The sequence below is a fragment of the Frankia sp. CeCAU1 genome (genome assembly GCF_977971845.1).
Window position 1 is genome coordinate 1 of the sequence record NZ_CDWWXA010000042.1, and the last position, 19,893, is coordinate 19,893.

A 19,893-nucleotide genomic window follows, 5' to 3' on the forward strand; every position below is an offset into this window, starting at 1 on the left:
CCTCGGAACGGTTCAGATTTAGGCGGCAGCGTTCGGCACTCGGTTGAAGCGCCGCAACCACGAAGGGCGTATTCCCGGCGAGCCGGGGGTACGCCCCTCGTTAATCGACGGCGTCAGCCGGTCCCTCGGCGGGTCCACCCTTCTTCCACAGGTCGGTCCGCGCGCCCGGCCCGGGGCGTGACCGCATCCACGTGTCAAAGGTCGACACACGCCACCGCGGCCGGTCCGGCACCGAGTCGTCATCCGGGGGTGGTAGCCGCCCCTGGGAACGGTAGGCCCGCAAGGTCGACGGCCGCACGCCCGCGCGTTCGGCCATCTGCCGGTAGCCGATCAGCGGGTCATCCTCGGGCACCCGTCGACCCTACAGCGACACGCGGCTCAGTCCGATATCCACCATTCCGCTAGAACCCTCCATCGGTCCGCTGTAAAGTCTCTTTCGTAGGCGGTCCCGCACGGGTGTGCCACCACCCGCGCGGGACCTCGGCCCCATCCCTGACACGAAGGGAAACGACCGTGCACGACATCATCCTGAAAACCCCCGACGTCACGCCAGACACCGACCCGCCCGCCGAGCCGGCCGCCTCCACGCGGGCTTCGCACACCCCCCTCGCCGCCGTCCTGACCGAGGGACTCGACCCCACAGCGGATGATCTGGGCTTCGCCTACGGCGCCGTATCGCACGCGGCGACACGCGCCGAGCTTGCCGAGGAAGAAAGCATCATCCTGCGGGGCTTCGCCGAACCGATCGCCACCGCGTTCGCCGAGGGCGACACGTTCCGGCTCGCCTACTTCGTGCGGCACATGCGCGCCACCGTCCGCGCCTGCGCCGACCGGCGGGCCGAACTGCGCGCGGCGAGCATCCGGTGAGCAACCACGGCCCTTGGCGTGACCCCCACAGGCATCAGCCCCTCATCACGGTCTACCACCCCGAGCTGGACGTCTACCACCTGGTCATCGCCCCCGGCGCTGACCTCCACGACCTGATCGAGGTCGCGGCCATGCTGCCCGCCGTCGTCTACACCGACCACCGGCCCGCCGGACCGCACGACCCGACCGCGATCCTCACCTTCCGGGCACAACCCGCCCCGGACGACACACCGAACCCGCCCCAGCAACACCCGTAGACCCCCCACACACCGACAATGGCCGGTGACCGAACATCTCGGTCACCGGCCATTGTCGTTCGTTGACGGGACACGCAGACAAGATCAGGAATGCGGTGCCCTGCCCGCCGGGACGTTGCGGATCTTCCGCGCGGCATGTCTGTGCAGGTAGCGGTCAAGATCAGGTTTCAATTTCTGCCCCCTTAGCCCCACCACGTGGAGTAACTATGCCCCGACCTGGGTAAATAGATAGATTCTATGAGATTAGATTGTTGATCAGGTAGAGGATATCCAGGTCAGGGCACTGATCTTTTGGTTCGATTCCTCGAATGTACCGGCGGACCTTGGTTGCGGAGCGTAGTTTCGGGGATTGGTCGGCAGCGGCATCGCAGACCTCCGCGTCGCCGGAGCGTCTGCTGCGCGATACACCACAAAGATCATCTACATGCCCTCGGTGAACCGCCGTGTCACGCGGCCATCGTGTGTGGCGGCCAGCGGCGGCGTCGCTGGCGTTCGGGCAGCTCCCGGTAACCGTGCCTGAGCACGTCGGCAGATAGCGCTGATGACGCCGACGATCGCCTCGCCAGGGGGCATCGGGCAGGGCGGTCCGCTGACCGTGGCAGCCGCTCTGCCCGCCCGGGTGCGAAAGAATGTCGACGATCAGATGCTGGCCACTCCCTGTCGCTGACGCTTTCGCCAGCGAAGGCTCGGAAGACATGTGTGCACAGGTCAGCGGGCGGCTGGCCGGTTTTCCGCGGTGGCGGGTGTGGTGGGCCAGGCGGCGGTGTCGTCGCGGATGATCGGCTGGCCGGTGACCTCGAAGCGGTGTCCGTCGAGGTAGGTGATCGTGACTTCGACGGGGCGTCCGCTGGTGCCGCTGATCGAGATGCGGGTGAGGACGAGCAGCGGGGTGCCGCGGGAGACGCCGAGGTCGCGGGCCTGGTCGGGGGTGGCCGCGGCGGCGCCGATCCGGGGGTGCCAGGTGAGGGGGCCGTGGCCGAGGTCGTGTTCGAGCCGGTCGTAGATGCCTCCGGGTCCGGTGGAGGCGGCTTCGAGGATGGTGCCGCGGGCGAGCGTGGCGGGAAGGTAGGAGTCGGCGATCTGGACGGGGTGGCCGTCGGGGCCGACGATCCGGTGGCGTTCCAGCACGTCACTGCCGATGGGGACGTCGAGGAGGCGGGCGATGTGTGGGGGAGCCGTAAGCCAGCGGCGGGTGGGTGGCGCAGTGGGCCGCCAGTGGCCAGCGGCGGCGTTGAAGATGTAGCCGAGTTCGTTGCGGCGGACCTGGCTGCCGACGTCGACGGGTTGCGGCGGCGCTGTGGGGTCGAGGACGAGGACGAGGACGAGGACGAGGGCGCCGGAGCGGTCGGCGATGCGAATGCGGCCTTCGAGGGCGAGTAGGCCGAGGGCTTCGGTCAGGACGCCGCGGCCCACGGAGAACTCCGCGTTCAGCTGGCTGTGGTCGGGTTACAGCAGCCACCCCATACGGGTTCCCTGACCTGCTCCGCAGTGATGTCGTCGACAGCTGTGATTCCGTCTCTGGGGTCACGGCCGAAGCAGATCATGAACCGTTCAGGTTGTTTGACGGTGGTCGGTCTGCTTACTTGGAGCTCTCCTCCCAGGCGGAGGGGCAGCCTCGGAAGGGCCGTCTTCGTCCTCCCTCATCAGCTCCGCGAGCTTGAACGCCTCCTCGATGAGCGCCTCGACGATCTCCGGCTCGGGTACGGTTTTGATGATCTCGCCCTTGACGAAGATCCGCCCCTTGCCGTTGCCGGAAGCAACGCCGAGGTCCGCTTCCCTGGCCTCCCCAGGGCCGTTCACCACACACCCCATGACGGCCACGCGCAGCGGGATGTCCATGGTCTTCAGCCCGGCCGTGACCTCTTCGGCCAGCTTGTAGACGTCGACTTGGGCGCGCCCGCAGGACGGGCAGGACACGATCTCCAGGCCCCTCGGCTTGAGGTTCAGGGACTCCAGGATCTGGAGGCCGACTTTGACCTCCTCGGCGGGCGGTGCGCTCAAGGAGACGCGGATGGTGTCGCCGATGCCCTGGGACAGCAGCGCGCCGAACGCGACAGCTGACTTGATGGTGCCCTGGAAGGCAGGGCCCGCCTCCGTCACACCGAGGTGCAGCGGATAGTCGCACTGCGCCGCGAGCTGCCTGTACGCCTCAACCATGACGACGGGATCGTTGTGTTTGACGGAGATCTTGATGTCCCGAAAGTCGTGCTCCTCGAACAGTGACGCCTCCCACAGTGCGCTCTCAACCAGCGCCTCCGGGGTAGCCTTGCCGTGCTTCTTCAGTAGACGGCGGTCGAGCGAGCCTGCGTTGACCCCGATACGGACCGGTATGCCATGATCCTTGGCAGCCCGCGCGATCTCGCGGACCTTGTCGTCGAACTGCTTGATGTTCCCCGGGTTGACACGCACGGCTGCGCAGCCGGCCTCGATGGCAGCGAACACGTACTTCGGCTGGAAATGGATGTCCGCGATCACCGGGATCTGCGACTTGCGTGCGATCGTCGATAGGGCGTCGGCGTCATCCTGGGTGGGGCAGGCTACGCGGACGATCTGGCAGCCGGACGCGGTGAGTTCGGCGATCTGCTGGAGGGTTGCGCCGATGTCGGACGTGCGGGTCGTGGTCATGGACTGGACCGAGACCGGGGCATCGCCGCCCACGGGTACGGTCCCTACGTGGATCTGGCGGCTGATACGTCGTCGGGCCAACTTCGACGGCACCGTCGGCACTCCGAGAACGACAGGCATGACAGTTCCCCAAGATGGTCGGCCGGTCCGAGCGGACCGGGTTGTGGCTGGATGGCTGTGTGCCATTGAGGGCCGTGGAATGCTGGGGAAGTCCCGGCGGCGGGAGCGGGCGCGCCTCGCGGGCAGGTGGGTCACACGGGCGGTCGGCGAGATCGTCACCGGGCGGGCGGGCGCCGACCGCCCGTCGGAGGCTCGGTGTCAGCCGATGGCGAGGGATGCAGCGGCTCCCTGCCGGGCCCGCCATCCGGAGGGAAGAGCCTCCATCAGGGCGTGGGTGAGATGGTGGGTGGTGAGGCCGCTGGCCTCCAGGACGTCGGCCCGTGAGCCGTGATCGAGGAATCGCTGCGGGATGCCAAAGACGTGCACCGGCAGGCCCGACTTGGCGTCGCTCAGGGCCTGGGCGACGCGTGCCCCGACACCGCCGACCCGGCCGCTGTCCTCGACTGTGGCGACCAGCAGGTGATCGAGGGCGAGCCTGGTTAGCTCGGGCGGCACCGGCTTGATCCAGCGGGGGTCCACGACGGTGACGCCGACGCCCCGCTCGGCCAGCCGTTCGGCGACGTCGACACAGGTGGCGGCTACGGCGCCGATGGAGACCAAGAGAATGTCGGGGCGTTGGCCGCGGTGCAGGACGTCCAGCCCGGCGTAGACGCCCACGGCCGGGATGTCCGCTCCGCTGGAGCTCTTGGGGAAGCGCAGGGCGGTGGGGCCATCGTCGCAGGCCACGGCCTCTCGCAGGGTGCGGCGCAGGGTGGCAGCGTCGCGTGGGGCAGCTAACCGTAGGCCGGGCACCAGGTTCAGCAGCGACAGGTCCCACATGCCGTTATGCGAGGGGCCGTCGTCACCGGTCACGCCGGCCCGGTCCAGGATGAAGGTTACCGGGGCGCGGTGCAAGGCCACGTCCATCAGGAGCTGGTCGAAGGCCCGGTTGAGGAAAGTGGAGTACAGCGCGACGACCGGGTGCATCCCGCCGAGGGCCAGCCCCGCGGCAGCGGTCACGGCGTGCTGTTCGGCGATGCCGACGTCGATGACGCGCTCGGGGTGGCGGCGGGCGAACTCGCTGAGCCCGGTCGGGTCGAGCATGGCAGCGGTGATGGCGACGATGTCCGGCCGGTCGGCGGCGAGGTCGGCCAGCTCGCTGCCGAACACGGACGTCCAGCTGGGTGCGCCTGCCAGCTTCTGGCCGACGGCGCGCACGGCGTGGAAGCGGTCCGTGTCGGCCTGCTCGGCGGGTAGATGGCCGCGGCCCTTCTCGGTGACGCAGTGCACCATCACGGGCCTGCGCAGGGCTACCGCCTCGCGCAGCGCCGTCTCCACGGCCTCGATGTCATGGCCGTCCACCGGGCCGACGTAGGCGAGCCCCAGGTTCTCGAACAGGGCTTGCGGGACGCCGCCCGCGCGCAGGTCGGCGAGGTGTCCGGCGATAGCGCCGACGGTGGGGGCGTAGGAGCGGCCGTTGTCGTTGAGAACCACGACGACGGGGCGCTCGGGGGCGGCTGCGATGTTGTTGAGGGCTTCCCAGGCCATGCCCCCGGTGAGCGCGCCGTCGCCGAGCACAGCGACCACGGCGCGGTCGCTCCGCCCGAGCAGGGCGTTGGCGCGGGCGAGGCCGTCCGCCCAAGACAGGGAGGTCGAGGCGTGCGAGTTCTCGATGACATCGTGCTCTGACTCGGCGCGGCAGGGGTAGCCCGACAGCCCACCGGTGCGGCGCAGCGTGCCGAATGCGCCAGCGCGGCCGGTGAGGATCTTATGGACGTAGGCCTGGTGGCCGGTGTCCCACAGGATCTTGTCGCGGGGAGAGTCGAAGACGCGGTGCAGGGCGATGGACAGTTCGACGACCCCGAGGTTGGGGCCGAGGTGGCCGCCGTTGGCGGTGCAAGTGGCCACCAGCAACCGCCGGATCTGCGACGCCAGTTCGCGGGCCGCGTGCGGGGACAGGGCGCGCAGGTCCTCCGGCCCCCGAAGCAACTCCAGACGTGGCATGGCGCAACCCTCTTTCTCCAGTGGTGGACTCATCGCACCTCACTGGGCACGGGCGAGACCTCGCCGGCCAGCGGTGTCTGCGGGACGCGGCCGGTGACCGGGTCGGCCAGCCGGCCGGGCATGGAGAACACAACGTGCTCCGCGGTGCCCCATTGGAGCTCGACCTGGTCGAAGCCGAGTTCGGCGAGCCGGGCGACGAGCCCGTCGACGAGGATCTCCGGGGCACTGGCCCCGGCGCTGATGCCGACCGACGACACGTCCGTCAGCCAGGCCGCTTCGAGGTGCCCTTCGTCGGGCACCAGATGGGCGGCGGCGCCGTGGTCGCGGGCCACCTCGACCATGCGCAGCGAGTTGCTGGAGTTGTGCGAGCCGACGATCAGGACCAGGTCGTTGTCGCGCGCGAGGTCCTTGACGGCGCTCTGCCGGTTCTGGCTGGCATAGCAGATGTCGTCGCCGGAGGTGATCAGGTCGGTGAAGCGGGCGCGCAGGGCCTCGACGACGCGCTCGGTCTCGTCGAACGAGAGGGTGGTCTGGGTGAGGACGGCGACCGGAGTGTCATCGGGCAGGCCGAGGCGCCGTACGTCGTCCTCAGTCTCGATGACGACGATCCGGTCGGGGGCCTCACCGAGAACGCCCTCGACCTCCTCATGGCCCTCGTGCCCGACGAGGAGGATGGTGCGGCCGTCGCGGGCGAAGCGCACCGCTTCCTGGTGGACCTTGGAGACCAGTGGGCAGGCGGCGTCGATGACTTCGAGCTGTCGGCCGGCGGCTGCGGAGCGCACTCTGGGGGAGACGCCGTGCGCGGAGAAGACACAGAGCGCGCCCTGCGGGACCTCCTCCTCGCTGTCGACGAAGACCGCACCGCGCTTTTGCAGCTCAGAGACGATGTAGTGGTTGTGCACGATCTCCTTGCGCACGTACACGGGCGCCCCGTGCAGGTCCAGCGCCCGCTCGACGATGCCGATGGCGCGCCGTACGCCCGCGCAAAAGCCGCGCGGCTGGGTAAGGACGACGTTCCCTTTACTCACCTCGCCTCGCCCCCGGCCGGTGCGGGGACGGCGGAGGTCATCTGGCGCGGGGTGCGTGTGTCCAGCCTCAGGCGCAGCCGGCGCGGGTGGTAGACGGTGGCCAGCGGGACCGGGCGGATGTCCATACCGGGCTCGCAGGTGACCCGCCAGCGGCCGAGGATCGTGGCGAGCCCCAGGGCGGCCTCGGTGCGTGCGTATAGGTCGCCGATGCACTTGCGGGCGCCGGTACCGAACGGCACGTAGGCGTGGCGGGAGGCCGGCGCGATACGGTCCGGGAGCCAGCGGTCGGGGTCGAACTTCTTGGGGTTGTCGAAGGCGTCCTTGTACTGGGCGACCGCGGCGGGGCTGAAGACGACAGTGGAACCGGTGGGTAGCTGACGGCCCGCGAGTTCGGTCGGGGAGGCGGTGAGGCGGGTGAACAGCCAGGCCGGCGGGTGCAGTCGCAGCGTCTCGGAGATGATCCGGTCGGTCAGGGAGAGGTTCGGCAGGTCGTCCCACTGCGGGGCGCGGCCGTCGAGGACGGTGTCGATCTCGTCGTAGAGCGCGGCCTCGATCTCCGGGTGCTGGGAGAGGAGATAGAAGACCCAGGTGAGGGTGCCGGCGACGGTCTCGGTGCCGGCCGCCATAACGGTAATGACCTGGTCGTGGATCTCCTTGTCGCCGAGCCGGCCACCGTCGTCGTCGCGGGAGGTAATCAGGGCGGCGAGCAGGTCCTCGCGCTCGGTGCCGGAGCTGCGGTAGTCGTCGATGAGTTGCTGGGTGGTCTCGTGTAGGAAGTCCAGGTTGCTCTTGTAGCGGCGCTGGGACGGCAGGGGCAGCCGGCGGATCGAGGCCGGCAGGAACATCTGCCGGAACAGGCCGTTGAGCACGACGTCGAAGGAACGTTCCACCTTCGCCCCCAGCTCGGGGCTGACGGGTGTGGAGTAGAGGGTGCGGCCGACCGTGCGCAGGGCCATGCCGTACATTTCGGGGAAGGCGTCGAAGACCATGCCGTCGTGCCAGCGCGAGGCGGTGGACTCGATCTCGGCGTGCATGGCCTCGGCGTACCGCTTGAGTTGGGAGCGGGTGAAGGCCGACTGCATCAGCCGGCGCTGACGACGGTGGTCGGCGAACGGGCAGGTGACCAGGCCGTTGCCGGCGATGTCGCGGGCTCGGTCGTAGAAGACGCCGCCCTTGTCGAAGATACGGTCGTTGGTCAGGACGTGCCGCAGCAGGTCGGGGTGGGTCGGGACGTAGGCCGCGGTGGGGCCGATCTTGATCTTAACCAGGTCGCCGTGAGCCGAGAGCGAGGTCATGAAGTTCACGGGGTGACGCATCATCTGGAGGGCGTGTCCCACGACGGGGAGCGCCCCGGGCGCCGCTCCTGCCGAGAAGGTGTTCTGCTCAGTCATTCGATTCTCAACTTCCCGTCTCTACTGATCTGTTGACAGCTGTGCTGCCGCGACGACCGGGCGCGGGTGCGTGTTGTTGGTGTGCGGCACTACTAGTGGGCGACGCTGCCGAGCTCCTCCAGGTAGCCCTGGGCACCGGCGGCGAGCGCGAACTCGGCGTCGTAGCGGCCTGACGAGCGGTGCCAGTCGTAGGAACCGCGGATCACGGTGCGCACGGCGTCGTTGCGGTAGCGCTCTAGGGCCTCGCGCTCGGCCTCGTCGAGCTGGTAGATGTCGCCGACCTGCGGCAGGCAGGACTCCAGCAGGAGGTACTGCTCCAGGCGGGCGCGCACCTCGCTCTGGATGTGGGCGACGCTGCGGTCCTTGGACCAGCCGTGCTCCCGGCGCAGGATCATGACCATGTTGTTCTGCTCGCCGCGGGCCTCTTCCTTCTCCAGCGAAGCGATGTCGTTGAGCAGCAGATTGACGTCGATGGCGATCTGGAGTATCGCGGAGAGCACGGCGCTGGCGAAGACCCGGTGCGGCACCTCGAAGCGGCCCGCACGCTCGGCGAGATCGACCGTCGGCTGCACCCCGATGGTCTGTCGGCGCACGGCCAGGTACTGGGCCGCGGAGTTGTACGGCGTGTTCCAGAAGCGGCTCTCCGCCTCGTCGACGTAGCCGTCGAAGTAGCTGCGCCAGTGCCGGGCGCTGCGCGCGCACCAGGCGGGTGTCATGCCTTCTTTGGTGCGCCGCCAGATGTCGGCGAAGCCGTGGGCGATGGGAGGCGCGGTGTCGGGGAGGGGGCTGTCCAGCGCCGCCGCGACCGCGTCGGTGAGCTGTTTGGTCTCCTCCGGGTTCCCGCCGCGCGGCCCGTCGAAGAGGTCGTCGAAGAGGAAGAACCACGACATCAGGTCGACGCCCAGGTCCAGGTCGGCGCCGGTGGCGTGCGGATAGAAGCGGGAGGCCAGATCGGCGTAGTTGCCGCGCAGATGACGCGTCGCCGCCGCCTCGGATGTGATTAGCCCGAGTGACCGCGGCCAGGCGAGCTGCTCGGCTTCGGCCCGCGCGTAGTCCGGGCTCTGCCGGCCAGGCAAAGGCATGTGGAAGTCGACGTCCTGGGGCATGAGAAAATCCTTAGGGCGTGGGTTGCGGAGGCGCAGCGGGCATGGCGATGCCCTGGCGGGGGCGCTGCGCTGATCGGAGAGTCAGAAGGGGCCATACGGGGGCCGGTCCGGTCTCAGACCTCGCGGTCGACGACGAACCGCCCGAGCGCGAGGAGTTCGCCCCGCGCGCCGGCGTCCAGCTCGACACTGCGCAGCGCGTCCTCGGCCAGCGCCATCCGCCGGGCGGCCTCGGCCAGCGCCCAGTCCCGGCCGCCAGCGCCCTCGATTAGGCCGGCCACGCGCCGCAGTTCCTCCTCGTCGAGTTCGCCGGGGGTGGTGAGCCAGGCAGCCAGCTCGTCGCTGAGCGGGCCGTCCTGGTTCAGTGCGTGGCTCACCGGCAGGGACTTCTTACGGGAACGCAGATCGGAGTGGACCGACTTGCCGGTGACGGCCGGGTCGCCCCAGATGCCGAGAACGTCGTCGACGAGCTGGAAGGCGACGCCGACCTGGCCGCCGTAGAGCGCCAGCGCGTCTACTGTCGCCTCCGGTGCCCCGGCGAGGACGGCGCCCATCGCGGCGCTCGCGGACAGTAGCGCGCCGGTCTTGCCGGCGGCCATCTCGACGCACTCTTCGGCCGTGACGTACGAACGCTGCTCGAAGGACAGATCCTGGACCTGGCCGCGGATTAGATGCCGGGTGGTGCGCGCCAGAAGCCGGGCGGCGGACGCCGCCGTTGACAGCCCGGTGTCCAGCAGCACCTCCTGAGCGAGCGCCAGCATCGCGTCACCGGTCAGGATGGCGCTGGAGGCACCCCACAGCTTCCACACCGTGCTCCGGTGGCGGCGCTCCTCGTCGCCGTCCATCAGATCGTCGTGCACCAGGGAGAAGTTGTGCACGAGCTCCACGGCGACGGCGCCGGGCAGTGCGACCTCCGGCGGTGCGCCGACCGCCTCGGCCGACAGCAGCGCGAGCGCCGGCCGTACGGCCTTGCCCGCCTCAGCGCTGGTGGGCGTGCCGTCGGCGGTGATCCAGCCGAAGTGGTAGGCCGCCTGGTGACGTGAGCGGTGGTCGAGCCGGTCGACGGCGGCACGCAGCGCCGGGGTGATCGTGACCCGGCTGTGGCTGAGGCAGGCGGGAGTAGTGCTCATGTGCCGACCTCCGCGCGCCAGGGGGCGGCTGGGTCGTCGAAGATACTGACGACCTGGCGCATGATGCGCCGTTCGGTCGGGTCGAAGGCCTGCTTGGCGTGGATGGTGCCGAGCTGGTCCCACATGACGATGTCCCCGGGCTGCCAGATGTGGGCGTAGGTGTACTGGGGCTTGCCCGCGTGCGACAACAGTTTGTCGAGCAGCTTGCGGCTGTCGTCGGGGGCGAGGCCCCCGATCCGCTTGGTGTTCAGGGTGCTGACGTAGACCGACTGGCGGCCGGTGCGTGGATTGCGGGCAATCAGAGGGTGGATGGTGGAGGTGCCATCCTCGGGTTGGATCTGTTCGGTGCTCTCGCCGAGGGACACCTCGCCCTGGAGTTCCTGCTCGATGGTCTCCTCGTACCCGGTGCGCAGGGCGTGGCGGACCCGGTAGGAGTGCAAACGCCGGCGCTCATCGGGCGACAGCGACTCGTATAGGGCGTACATGTCGGTGAAGAGGGTCTCCCCGCCGCCGGAGGACGGCACTTCGATTGCCTCCAGGAAGCCGATCTGGGAAACGCGGGGGCGGAAGGAGTAGTCGGTGTGCCAGTCCATCCACCCGGCGTCGCCGACGCCGATCTTGTGGCCGTCCTCCACCAGGTTGGAGACGATCAGGATCTCGTTGTGGCCGGGGTGGGCGCCGCTGGTCAGACCGGTCTTCGGGATGTACCCGAAGCGACAGCCGAAGGCCAGGAACTCCTCGTAGGAGGGGGTCTCGTGGCCGCGGAGGACGAGAACGAGATGCGCGTCGAGCGCCGCCAAGATCTCCTCAAGCTGGGCCTTGTCCATGTCTCCAGTGACATCGGCGCCGTGCACGACGGCGCCGAGAGCAGCGCCGGGTATCGGCGTTATATCCATGGGCGTTGCCGCCTTTCGCGGAAGGGCGGGTGGTCAGCGCAGTTCGAGGCCTGCGAGGTCACCCGCCTCGCGCCAGCGCCTCAGGACGTTCACGAACTCCACCGACCCGCCGCCGTAGCTGGAATTAAGCAGGGGCAGTCCGCTCGGGTTGCCCTCGTTGTTGTAGAGGCCGGGCGTGCAGTTCTCGAGGAAGTCGATGTCGTTGGTGGCGAGCCGGAGGATCTCCTCGACCCATTCCTTTTCGCCTGCCTCGGATGCCTCCACGACCCGGTAGCCGCGCTCCTCGACGCACTTGACGATGTATGCAAGGTGCCGGGTCTGCTCGCTCAGCATGTAGGCGATGTTGACGTGCCGGCCGGCCTGGACCTTGGACAGGATGAAGCAGTTGGGGAAGCCGTTCACCTGGAGTCCGTGCAGGGTGCGCGCCCCGTTTACCCACTTCTCCGACAGCTTCACGTCGTCGCGGCCGACGATGTCATAGCCGGCACGGTCGGTGTATGGGACGGCGAACTCGTGCTCGTAGCCGGTGGCGAAGATCAGGCAGTCGACCGGGTACTCCCGGCCGTTCGCGACCACCCCGGTCCGGGTGAGCCGCTCCACGCCTTGCCCCTGGGTGTCGACCAGGGTCACATTGGGCCGGTTGAAGGTCTGGAGGTAGCCGTCATGGAAGCAGGGCCGCTTGCAGTACACGCGGTAGTACGGCTTGAGAGCGGCGGCGGTTGCGGGGTCGGTGACGACGCTGTCGATACGGGAACGCAGCTCCTCCATCTTCAGGAAGTCCGCCCGCTCGGCCGCGAGCGCCCGCTCCTTCGGGTCGCCCCCGGCGACGCCGGTGGGCAGGATCGCCGCGGCCAGCTTGGCCGTGGTCTGGGTCCAGCGGTCCTGGACTAGGTCCTCGTCCTGCGGGATACCGGAGGTCAGCGCGTGGAAATTCTCCATCCGGCGCTGCTGCCAGCCCGGTTCGAGGCTGTCCGCCCAGCCGGACGGGGTGGGCCGGTTACCGCGGACGTCGACCGTGGCCGGGGTGCGCTGGAAGAGGACGAGCTGCTCGGCCCACTCGGCGAGGTGTGGGGCGAGCTGGATGGTCGTCGAGCCGGTGCCGATGACGCCGACCTTCCTGTCCTTCAGCTTGGTCAGGCCGCCGGTGCTGTCGCCGCCGGTGTAGTCGAAGTCCCAGCGACTGGTGTGGAAGGAGTGCCCGGCGAACGTCTCCAGGCCCGGTAGCCCGGGGAGTTTGGGGCGGTGCATCAGACCGATCGACATGGCCACGTACCGGGCCCGGATCAGATCCCCGCGATCGGTGCTCACAAACCACTTCCCGGCGGCCTCGTCCCAGCGCAGCTCGGTTACGGTGGTCTGGAAGAGGGCGTCGCGGTAGAGATCGTACTTGTGGGCGATCTGCTGGAGGTGGGTGAAGATCTCGGGCCCGGTGGAGTACTTCTCGGTGGGTATCGTGCCAATCTCTTCGAGCAACGGCATGTAGATGTAGCTCTCGACGTCGCACCGGACGCCGGGAAAGCGGTTCCAGTACCAGGTACCGCCGACGTCGCCGGCCTCGTCGATCAGTCGGATGCGCTCCAGGCCGGTCTCCTTGCGCAGATGGGCGCCGGTCAGCAGCCCGCCGATGCCGGCGCCGACGACGGCGACGTCCACCTCGTCGGTGAGCGGCTCGCGCTCCTGCCGCTCGGTGTAGGGGTCTCGCGCGTAGCTGCTGAAGCCACCACGCGCGAACTGGTAGGTGCGACCAAAGCTGCGCTTGTCGCGTTCCTGCCGGTATTTCTCCCTGACCACATCCAGGTCGATGGTCAGTGTTTCATCGCTATGATTGTCGCTTTCGGCGCGGGCCACAGCTCCTCCTCGGGGAAAGTGTGCGGAAGGGAAATATGGCGCCATACATCGTCGAACTGATCGCGTAGCCGCACCGGGGTGTCGGAGTTGATGAAGAGATAGAAGCGGTCGGAGCCGAGGGCCTCCCACACGAGTCCGGCGACGTCCTCAGCGCTCACCGAGGTGTCGCCGCCCGCGCCGCGCGGGGCCGTCAGGCCTTGGACCATGGGGGTGTCGACCCGGCCAGGACACAGCACCGACACCCGGACGCCGGTGCCCCGCAGGTCGGCGCGCAGGCTGCGGGCGACCGCGAGGTCGGCGTGCTTGGAGGCGGCGTAGGCGGCGCTGCCGGCACCGACGACAAAGGCGGACATCGAGGCGGTGTGGATCAGATGGGCGGGCCGGCCACGCTCCAGCAGCCGGGGGATGAAGGCGCGGGCCACCAGAACGTGCGCCCAGTGGTTCACCTCGAAGACCTGCCGCATCCGTTCCAGCGGCACCTCCCACAGGGGCTGTCCCACGGGGCCGAGGGCCCCGGCGTTGTTGCACACCACGTTGATGTCGCCGAGAAGGTCGAACGCCGTGTCCGCGAGCCGTTCAACGGCGACCGGGTCGGTCAGGTCAGCGGTCACTGCGGTGACCTGAGCGCCCTGTGCGGTGAGTTCGGCGGCCCGGTGGTGCAGCGTGTCGCCTTCGATGTCCGCCATGACCACGCCGCCGGCTCGTGCGAAGCGGGCGCTGAGGGCGAGACCGATGCCGCTGGCCGCACCGGTCACCACTGCTGTCCGTGTCTGTAACTGCACTTGGCTGTCTCCGTTTCTGTAGGCGGGTACACCGAAGGATCGCGCGCCGTTGCCGACGAGAAGATCTGAATCAAATCGCGCCGTTCGGTGTCAGCTGGGGTCGGGGAGTTTCAGGCTGATTATGAGAACAGTCACCGAGAGACAGATCAACAGGGCGAGAACGAGCACAGCCGCCAACGCCGTCGACAGCGAACCGGCCAAGGAGACAAAGAGGGTTCCGCCGACGGTCGCGCCCAGCGCGGTAGCCATCTGCTGGCTAGTCACTAGCACACCGCTGCCCATGCCGGCCTGCGCGGGGGGTACATCGGCCAGGACCATCCGGAACAGCGTCGGGCCGATCAGCGCCGCGCCTACGCCGAAGAAGGCGATCCCGACGAGCACGAGTACCAGAGAGGGATGCGGCCAGCCGAGCCATATCACCAGCGCCAGCAGCAACAGGCCCGTGCCCTGAACGAGAGCGCCCAGGGTGACGATCCGGCGGCCCAGGGCCGCCGCGATCCTTGGGGTGAGCAGCGCCACCACGAAGAAGGCCGCGGCAAACGGCATCAGCACCCCGCCAGAGGCGAGCCCGTAGAGGCCGAAGCAACCCTGTGCGATCAGTGCGTAGACGAACAGGGAGGCACCGAAGCTGGCGGAAAACGGCACGACCGCCGCCAGACCGCTGCGCATCCCCGGATGGGACAGCACCGACGGGGACAACAACGGTGAGCCGCCCCGCGCCTCCAGCCTGCGTTCAGCTTGCGCTAGCGCCAGCGCCCCCACTGCTGCGACCGCGAGCAGCGACCACAGCCACAGCGGCCAGCCCAGCTCGGGGCCCACCACGACCAAGGTCAGGACACAGACCATGGTGACGCCGAACAGCACGGTGCCCACCGGGTCGAAGCCCGGCTTCGCGTCGGCCCTGGTCGCGGGGACGCGCCGGACGGCCAGCAGCGCGGTCACTCCGATCGGCACATTGATCGCGAAGACCGATCGCCAGCCGATCCCGGCGACGTCCAGCGAAACCAGCAGCCCGCCCAGGATCTGCCCGGTAACCATGCCGAGGGCCGCGGTCACGCCGTATATGCCGATTGCACGGGCGCGCGCTTGGCCCTCGGTGGCCGTCTGAATCGTCGCCAGCACCTGCGGTACGAGCATGGCGGCGGCGGCGCCCTGCAGCAGCCGGGCCGCGACGAGGAGCTCGATGGTCGGGGCGAGTCCGCACAGCGCCGAGGTGACGGTGAACGCCGCGAGCCCGTAGGCGTACAGGCGCAGTCTGCCGAAGGCGTCGCCCAGCCGTCCGCCCAGCACCAAGCCGAGGGCGTAGGTGAGACCGTAGCCGGACACCACCAGTTCCAGCGCGGCGGGGCCGCCGTGGAGGTCGTGCCTGATCGAGATCAGTGCCACATTGACGATGGAGGCGTCCACGATGGACAGGGCGTATCCGGTGAGCACCACCATAAGGGCAATGCCGCTTAGCCCCGCGGCGGCCGGCTCCGTGCCGGCCAGGAGCCCCGGCGTCGCGTCGGGCTCCTCCAGAAGAGGGAGGCCTTCGCGTTTCGTCATGTGCTGCCTACCCAGGCGTCTGTGAGGGGGACAGTTGAGGCGAGTGCGGGGGTAGCAACGTTACTCGGTGATGGTGGGAGTACCGGTGATCTTCGACATGATTCCCTTGGAGGAGTCCTTCGCGGACTCCGTCCAGGGGGTCAGGGCATTGAACCCGCGAGGCGAGGAGGCGGGCTGGATGCGAGTGTCCATCGACATCCGCATACCGGCCGGGTTCACCGAAACGTTCGGGATGGACTTGTGGCACGTGAAGGCATGGAAGATGATCACATCGCCCGGTTCCATGGGCGAGAACAGCAGCTGCTCGTCCGCACCAAACTCCTCCGCCGGGACACCGCGCACGGCGTGGCCGAAGCGGCGAAAGTTCTCGACGATGACGTGCTCGCGCGGGCCCTTCTTGTGGCTGCTGTCGGCGACGGCGACGCCACCTATGCCGCGGGTCGTCGCGAGCAGCGGCATCCAGACGGTGCGGAAGTCTTTGTTCGGGCCGATGTAGAAGCCGTCCTGGTGCAGCGGTGTCAGGAAGCTCGGCACCGCGGAGCCTGCGGCGGAGGGGTAGTAGCGGATCGTCGTCGACTTGAAGACGAAGACGGGCTCACCGAAGACCTTCTCCCAGATCTTGAGGGACGAGGGGTGGTTCCACAGGTCGTCGTACTTGACGTAGTCGTGCATCGCCACCTCGTCGACCGCTTCGAAAGACTCGATGGTGAGGGTGTCGAGCGTGGTGCCGGGAGCGGCGTGGCCGAGTGCGACCAACCCCCCGAGCATCTGCTCGGCGGCGGTCCGCACGAGTTCACGGTCCAGGGCGCCGCGCAGATAGACGTAGCCGTGCTCGTCGTAGAACCGGCCGAGAGCCTCACCGTCGTCGAGAAGAGGCATACAGTCGACGTAGTCGCTGAAAGTTTCCGTCATGGTTCCTTGTCCTCGACACGCCCATGCGTGGAAAGAAGAACTAGCTCAAGATGGAACTACTGGGGGCGAGGGAGCCCGGCCACTGCGGCGGCCGATGTCTTCGACACACTGGAAGGCCGGCGCGAACCCACCGTCGATGTGGAGTGTCACTCGACCCTCCCCGAGCGACCACCGCGAATCATACTAGTTTGCTACGTCGTCGGGAAGCAACTGGTAATCCCCGGACTGGTTTTGTGGTATGCGCCAGCCTACGACCACGAAGGAGGAAGCATGAAGGGCGAACGGCTTTCTTTTCGCTCGTGCAAGACCACTTAAAATTAGAAGGTAACGGGGATTTCATCGAACCCGCCGGTGATCCGGTGCTCCTGCCAGTGCAGCGACTCCTCGGGTACTGCGAGCCGCAGGTTGGGAATTCTGCGGAACAGCCGCTCAAACACCGCGGTTAGCTCGATCCGGGCTAGCACGCGGCCGATGCAGTGCCGAGTGCCGCCCCCAAATGCCAGGTGCGACATGGGCTTGTCTCGATCCAGATCGAACAGGTCGCCGGCGGGGAAAGCCCTGTCGTCGTAGTTGGCCGCGCCGATGGCCAGCTTCACCGCATCTCCGGCCCGGATAATTGTCTCGCCGACGGCTATTTCGCTGTGCGCGTAGCGGGGTATTAGCGCGTTGGATCCCTTGCCCCCCACTCCCAGGCGCAGAATCTCCTCGACCGCGGCCGGCGCGAGTTCGGGATTCTCGGCCAGCAGGACACGCTGGGCCGGATTGCGCAGCAGCAGCAGGGTTCCCAGGTCAATGCGCACAATGGTGGTCTCGTAGCCGAACAACAGCACGGCGCAGCCCAAGTGGGCAATGTACGCATCGGACAGTGCACCGTCGTCCTCGGCGATCAGCTCGGACAAGATGTCGTCGCCCGGCTCGGTTCGCTTGCGTGTCACCAGCTCCGTTATGTAGTTGACAACCTGTTGAAAAGTGTTCGCCGAGTGTTGGTTGTTGCTCTGGTCGAATGTGCCTCTCGCCCACTGCCCGAAACGCTCCCGGTCGGCCAGCGGCACGCCAAGTAGATCGCAGACCACCATGGTCGGCAACGGAAACGACAGCGCGCGGTGCAGGTCAGTCGGCGGAGTGTCTGAGGCCAAATGGTCGAGAAGGTCGTCCACATGGTGCTCGATCCGGCTTTTCATTAAGCGCATCCGGCGCGTGGAGAACCGGGGCACGAGCAGCGCGCGCATCTGTGCATGCCTGGTGGCCTCGCTGTCGTAGTCGTCCCCGGCCATCAGCGCGACCATGAAACCTCTGGCCGCGCTCTCGGCCGATTGCTCCGGATTGGGATTACTGAGGCCGAGCCGGTGGTCGGCGAGTAGTACCTTCACCTCGTCGTAGCGGGTGACCAGCCAGGCATCTTCACCAGCGGTCCGCACCCTGATGATTGGCCCCTCCTGCTGTAGCGCGAGCATCTGGGGCGCGATGCCGAGTATGTCTGGATTATCGAACGGCAACTGTGGGAGCTCCGTCATGTATCCATACTCGCTCTGCTCCGACGGCCGGTCAAGTCCTCTCAGAACTCTGAGTCGCCCCGAACTCGGTCCAGACTCCATGGCTAGGGTTCCAAGCACAGGGCGACCCGCAAGTTCCGTTTATGCAGGTAGAGAATGATGATTACTCTCGCCCTGCCGTCTGGACGCCCGCCGGGCATAAGGCTGGGACCGGTGCTGGCGTGATACTCGCGAAAGCACCCTGATCTTGGCCTTCCTTGCGCTGGGAAAGTCCGCCTACCTGCGCCAACGGCCTTGCTGGTTGCTCTAAATCAAGTTGAGCAATACTGCTCACGAGCAAGAAATTCACCTATGCACGACGGTGCTATATGACATATATCACTGCACCCTGACCTGGTCCGCTGTCTGCGGGTCTGTCTGCTGTCGTGTCCATTCACGGGTGGGCTGCCGTGGGTCGCTGACCTTGGGGTTTGTGTTGAGGGGACACGTCGGGGTCGTTGCTTGATCGGAGTGGTTGGGCATGGATGATCGAGGTTGTGGCTGACCCGTCGGTGTCGTGGGATTCGCGTCTGGCGGCTGCCGAGGCGTGGATCGAGGAGGTCGTGGCGGGGCAGGCCGCCGCGGTGGCGGCGAAGGAGTGTCTGGCGTCGGTCAACGAGCGGCTGCGCCGGGTCGTTGAGGGTGTGGCCGAGAAGCATGAGGTGGAGCTCGGCGTGGTGTGTTCGGAGCGCGACCGGGCGCGGGTCGCCGAGCTGGAGTTGGAGAACGCGGACCTGCGGCGGCGGGTCGGGATGGACAACGAACTCATCGGTGCCGCCGTAGAAGGAGCCGCTCGGCGCGGGCGAAGCGGCGTGCCGAGCGGCGTGAGGCCTCGGAGCGGGTCCGGTCGAAGGATAAGAGGCCCGGCGGGCAGCCGGGGCATGCCGGGTCGGGGCTGTCGCGGGAGTCGGAGCCGGACCGGTCGTTACCGGCGGACCCGCCGGTCGAGCGCTCGTCGTGTGGCGAGGGCCTGGCGGGTGCCGAGGTGCTCGCCCACGGGTGGGCGCAGGTCTGGGACCTGCTCGACCCGGTGCTGAAGAAGGTCGAGTGGGTGATGCCGCGGCGGGCACGGTGTCCTACGGGCCCAGGGTGCACGCGGCGACGGTGCTGCTCGCCTCCGAGGGCAACAATGCCCGGTGGAACGGGCCGCGACGGTGATCGACGCGCTGCTCGGGGTGCCGGTCTCGTCCGGGTTCGTTGCCCGCGCGAACGCTCGCCTCGCCCGGGACTTGGACGCGGCCGGGTTCGACGAGGCGATGAGGACGGCGCTGCGCGCCGAGCCGGTGCTCTGCGGTGATGAGTCTCCGGTCAACGTGCTGCGCAGGGACCTTGACGAGGTCACCGGCATGGTCCTGTCGGGGACCCCGCACCTGCTGGTGGTGCGCACCCCGTCGCCGGGCTGGTCTGGTATGCGGCGATCAGCTCTCGGTCGTCGGAGGCGATCCATGGCACCGGGATCCTCGACGGCTGGTCTGGCTTCCGGACCGGGCCGTCGGTGCACAGCACCGCGTCCGTCACCTCGGACAGCGCGTCCGCGAGGTGGACCAGACAGCCATAGAACTCCGGCCGGAAGCGACACAGCCTCCCCAGAGCCTCGACGCGTCCTGGTTCGTCCTGCACACTGCCCATCACGACCTTCGGTTCGATCACGGCTTCTTTGGCGAGAGCACGATCTTCCGAAGATCGTTCCACGTCACGAGGACACGCCGAACCACCCCACAACACCAGCAGGTATCACGCAACGTGACAGTCGGAGGTTAAAGGGCGAGTTCGCGCCGGGCGCCCAGAAGTGGGGGAGCCGGCTGATTGATCTGCTCCACGAGGTCAACACCCTCGTCGTCGCCCACACCGCCGGGAAGACCGATCCCCTATCC

At 68.0% G+C, this 19,893-nt stretch carries 16 protein-coding genes and 2 pseudogenes; 3 read left to right on the top strand and 15 right to left on the bottom strand.

Features of this window, described 5'->3' with window-relative positions; translation table 11 throughout:
* Positions 1–100: 100 nt before the first annotated feature.
* Entirely contained in the window at positions 101–352 is a 252-nt protein-coding gene (locus tag AC08OO_RS10005) for a MerR family DNA-binding transcriptional regulator (protein WP_476609692.1), read from the bottom strand.
* A 161-nt stretch (positions 353–513) separates the two neighbouring features.
* Between AC08OO_RS10005 and AC08OO_RS10010 the strand changes: the two genes are divergently transcribed.
* The gene (locus AC08OO_RS10010; RefSeq protein WP_476609691.1) at positions 514–867 is read left to right on the top strand and encodes a hypothetical protein; all 354 of its coding nucleotides are present in this window, start codon (positions 514–516) and stop codon (positions 865–867) included.
* Positions 864–1,124 (top strand): hypothetical protein, encoded by a 261-nt coding sequence (locus AC08OO_RS10015; RefSeq protein WP_476609690.1) that lies wholly within the window; start codon positions 864–866, stop codon positions 1,122–1,124. The genes AC08OO_RS10010 and AC08OO_RS10015 overlap by 4 nt, the downstream gene beginning before the upstream one ends.
* A gap of 708 nt (positions 1,125–1,832) precedes the next feature.
* Here AC08OO_RS10015 and AC08OO_RS10020 read toward each other — a convergent pair.
* The 13 genes from AC08OO_RS10020 to penM all read right to left on the bottom strand — a co-directional run bounded on the left by AC08OO_RS10020 (position 1,833) and on the right by penM (position 18,001).
* Complete coding sequence (locus AC08OO_RS10020) at positions 1,833–2,537, bottom strand: GntR family transcriptional regulator (protein WP_476609689.1); 705 nt, start codon at positions 2,535–2,537, stop codon at positions 1,833–1,835.
* Between the two features lie 138 nt (positions 2,538–2,675).
* Positions 2,676–3,869 carry a flavodoxin-dependent (E)-4-hydroxy-3-methylbut-2-enyl-diphosphate synthase gene (gene ispG, locus AC08OO_RS10025; RefSeq protein WP_476609688.1) on the bottom strand — a complete coding sequence of 398 codons (1,194 nt, stop codon included), beginning with the start codon at positions 3,867–3,869 and terminating at the stop codon, positions 2,676–2,678.
* Between the two features lie 198 nt (positions 3,870–4,067).
* Complete coding sequence (locus AC08OO_RS10030; RefSeq protein WP_476609687.1) at positions 4,068–5,852, bottom strand: 1-deoxy-D-xylulose-5-phosphate synthase; 1,785 nt, start codon at positions 5,850–5,852, stop codon at positions 4,068–4,070.
* Positions 5,853–5,881: 29 nt separating this feature from the next.
* Entirely contained in the window at positions 5,882–6,880 is a 999-nt protein-coding gene (gene ispH, locus AC08OO_RS10035) for a 4-hydroxy-3-methylbut-2-enyl diphosphate reductase (RefSeq protein ID WP_476609686.1), read from the bottom strand.
* Positions 6,877–8,271, bottom strand: coding sequence for a pentalenene oxygenase (gene ptlI, locus AC08OO_RS10040; RefSeq protein ID WP_476609685.1), 1,395 nt, complete (start codon positions 8,269–8,271; stop codon positions 6,877–6,879). The genes ispH and ptlI overlap by 4 nt, the downstream gene beginning before the upstream one ends.
* 92 nt (positions 8,272–8,363) lie before the next feature.
* Positions 8,364–9,377 (bottom strand): pentalenene synthase, encoded by a 1,014-nt coding sequence (gene ptlA, locus AC08OO_RS10045; RefSeq protein WP_476609684.1) that lies wholly within the window; start codon positions 9,375–9,377, stop codon positions 8,364–8,366.
* A 113-nt stretch (positions 9,378–9,490) separates the two neighbouring features.
* Entirely contained in the window at positions 9,491–10,504 is a 1,014-nt protein-coding gene (locus AC08OO_RS10050; RefSeq protein ID WP_476609683.1) for a polyprenyl synthetase family protein, read from the bottom strand.
* Positions 10,501–11,400 (bottom strand): neopentalenolactone/pentalenolactone F synthase, encoded by a 900-nt coding sequence (gene ptlD, locus AC08OO_RS10055; protein ID WP_476609682.1) that lies wholly within the window; start codon positions 11,398–11,400, stop codon positions 10,501–10,503. The genes AC08OO_RS10050 and ptlD overlap by 4 nt, the downstream gene beginning before the upstream one ends.
* A 33-nt stretch (positions 11,401–11,433) precedes the next feature.
* Positions 11,434–13,248 (bottom strand): neopentalenolactone/pentalenolactone D synthase, encoded by a 1,815-nt coding sequence (gene ptlE / locus AC08OO_RS10060; RefSeq protein WP_476609681.1) that lies wholly within the window; start codon positions 13,246–13,248, stop codon positions 11,434–11,436.
* The gene (ptlF, locus tag AC08OO_RS10065) at positions 13,206–14,030 is read right to left on the bottom strand and encodes a 1-deoxy-11-beta-hydroxypentalenate dehydrogenase (protein WP_476609680.1); all 825 of its coding nucleotides are present in this window, start codon (positions 14,028–14,030) and stop codon (positions 13,206–13,208) included. The genes ptlE and ptlF overlap by 43 nt, the downstream gene beginning before the upstream one ends.
* A gap of 90 nt (positions 14,031–14,120) precedes the next feature.
* Positions 14,121–15,575, bottom strand: a complete 1,455-nt coding sequence (locus tag AC08OO_RS10070; RefSeq protein ID WP_476609679.1) for an MFS transporter — start codon at positions 15,573–15,575, stop codon at positions 14,121–14,123.
* Between the two features lie 60 nt (positions 15,576–15,635).
* A complete protein-coding gene (ptlH, locus tag AC08OO_RS10075; RefSeq protein WP_476609678.1) occupies positions 15,636–16,487 on the bottom strand; it encodes a 1-deoxypentalenic acid 11-beta-hydroxylase in 852 nt (283 codons plus the stop codon).
* A 317-nt stretch (positions 16,488–16,804) separates the two neighbouring features.
* Positions 16,805–18,001 (bottom strand): pentalenolactone synthase, encoded by a 1,197-nt coding sequence (gene penM, locus AC08OO_RS10080; RefSeq protein ID WP_476609677.1) that lies wholly within the window; start codon positions 17,999–18,001, stop codon positions 16,805–16,807.
* A gap of 503 nt (positions 18,002–18,504) precedes the next feature.
* On the opposite strand from penM, the pseudogene AC08OO_RS10085 reads away from it, so the two are divergent.
* Positions 18,505–19,505: pseudogene (locus AC08OO_RS10085) on the top strand (IS66 family transposase); the annotation flags it as partial.
* Here the strand turns inward: AC08OO_RS10085 and AC08OO_RS10090 are convergent.
* Positions 19,499–19,648, bottom strand: a pseudogene (locus AC08OO_RS10090) (NF041680 family putative transposase); the annotation flags it as partial. The pseudogenes AC08OO_RS10085 and AC08OO_RS10090 sit on opposite strands and share 7 nt — an antisense overlap.
* Positions 19,649–19,893: the final 245 nt, after the last annotated feature.

Coding starts and splice junctions, on each gene's coding strand:
- ispG (WP_476609688.1), bottom strand. CDS start 3,869: ATGCCTGTCGTTCTCGGAGTGCCGACGGTGCCGTCGAAGTTGGCCCGA.
- AC08OO_RS10030 (WP_476609687.1), bottom strand. CDS start 5,852: ATGCCACGTCTGGAGTTGCTTCGGGGGCCGGAGGACCTGCGCGCCCTG.
- ptlI (WP_476609685.1), bottom strand. CDS start 8,271: ATGACTGAGCAGAACACCTTCTCGGCAGGAGCGGCGCCCGGGGCGCTC.
- ptlA (WP_476609684.1), bottom strand. CDS start 9,377: ATGCCCCAGGACGTCGACTTCCACATGCCTTTGCCTGGCCGGCAGAGC.
- AC08OO_RS10050 (WP_476609683.1), bottom strand. CDS start 10,504: ATGAGCACTACTCCCGCCTGCCTCAGCCACAGCCGGGTCACGATCACC.
- ptlD (WP_476609682.1), bottom strand. CDS start 11,400: ATGGATATAACGCCGATACCCGGCGCTGCTCTCGGCGCCGTCGTGCAC.
- AC08OO_RS10070 (WP_476609679.1), bottom strand. CDS start 15,575: ATGACGAAACGCGAAGGCCTCCCTCTTCTGGAGGAGCCCGACGCGACG.
- ptlH (WP_476609678.1), bottom strand. CDS start 16,487: ATGACGGAAACTTTCAGCGACTACGTCGACTGTATGCCTCTTCTCGAC.
- penM (WP_476609677.1), bottom strand. CDS start 18,001: ATGACGGAGCTCCCACAGTTGCCGTTCGATAATCCAGACATACTCGGC.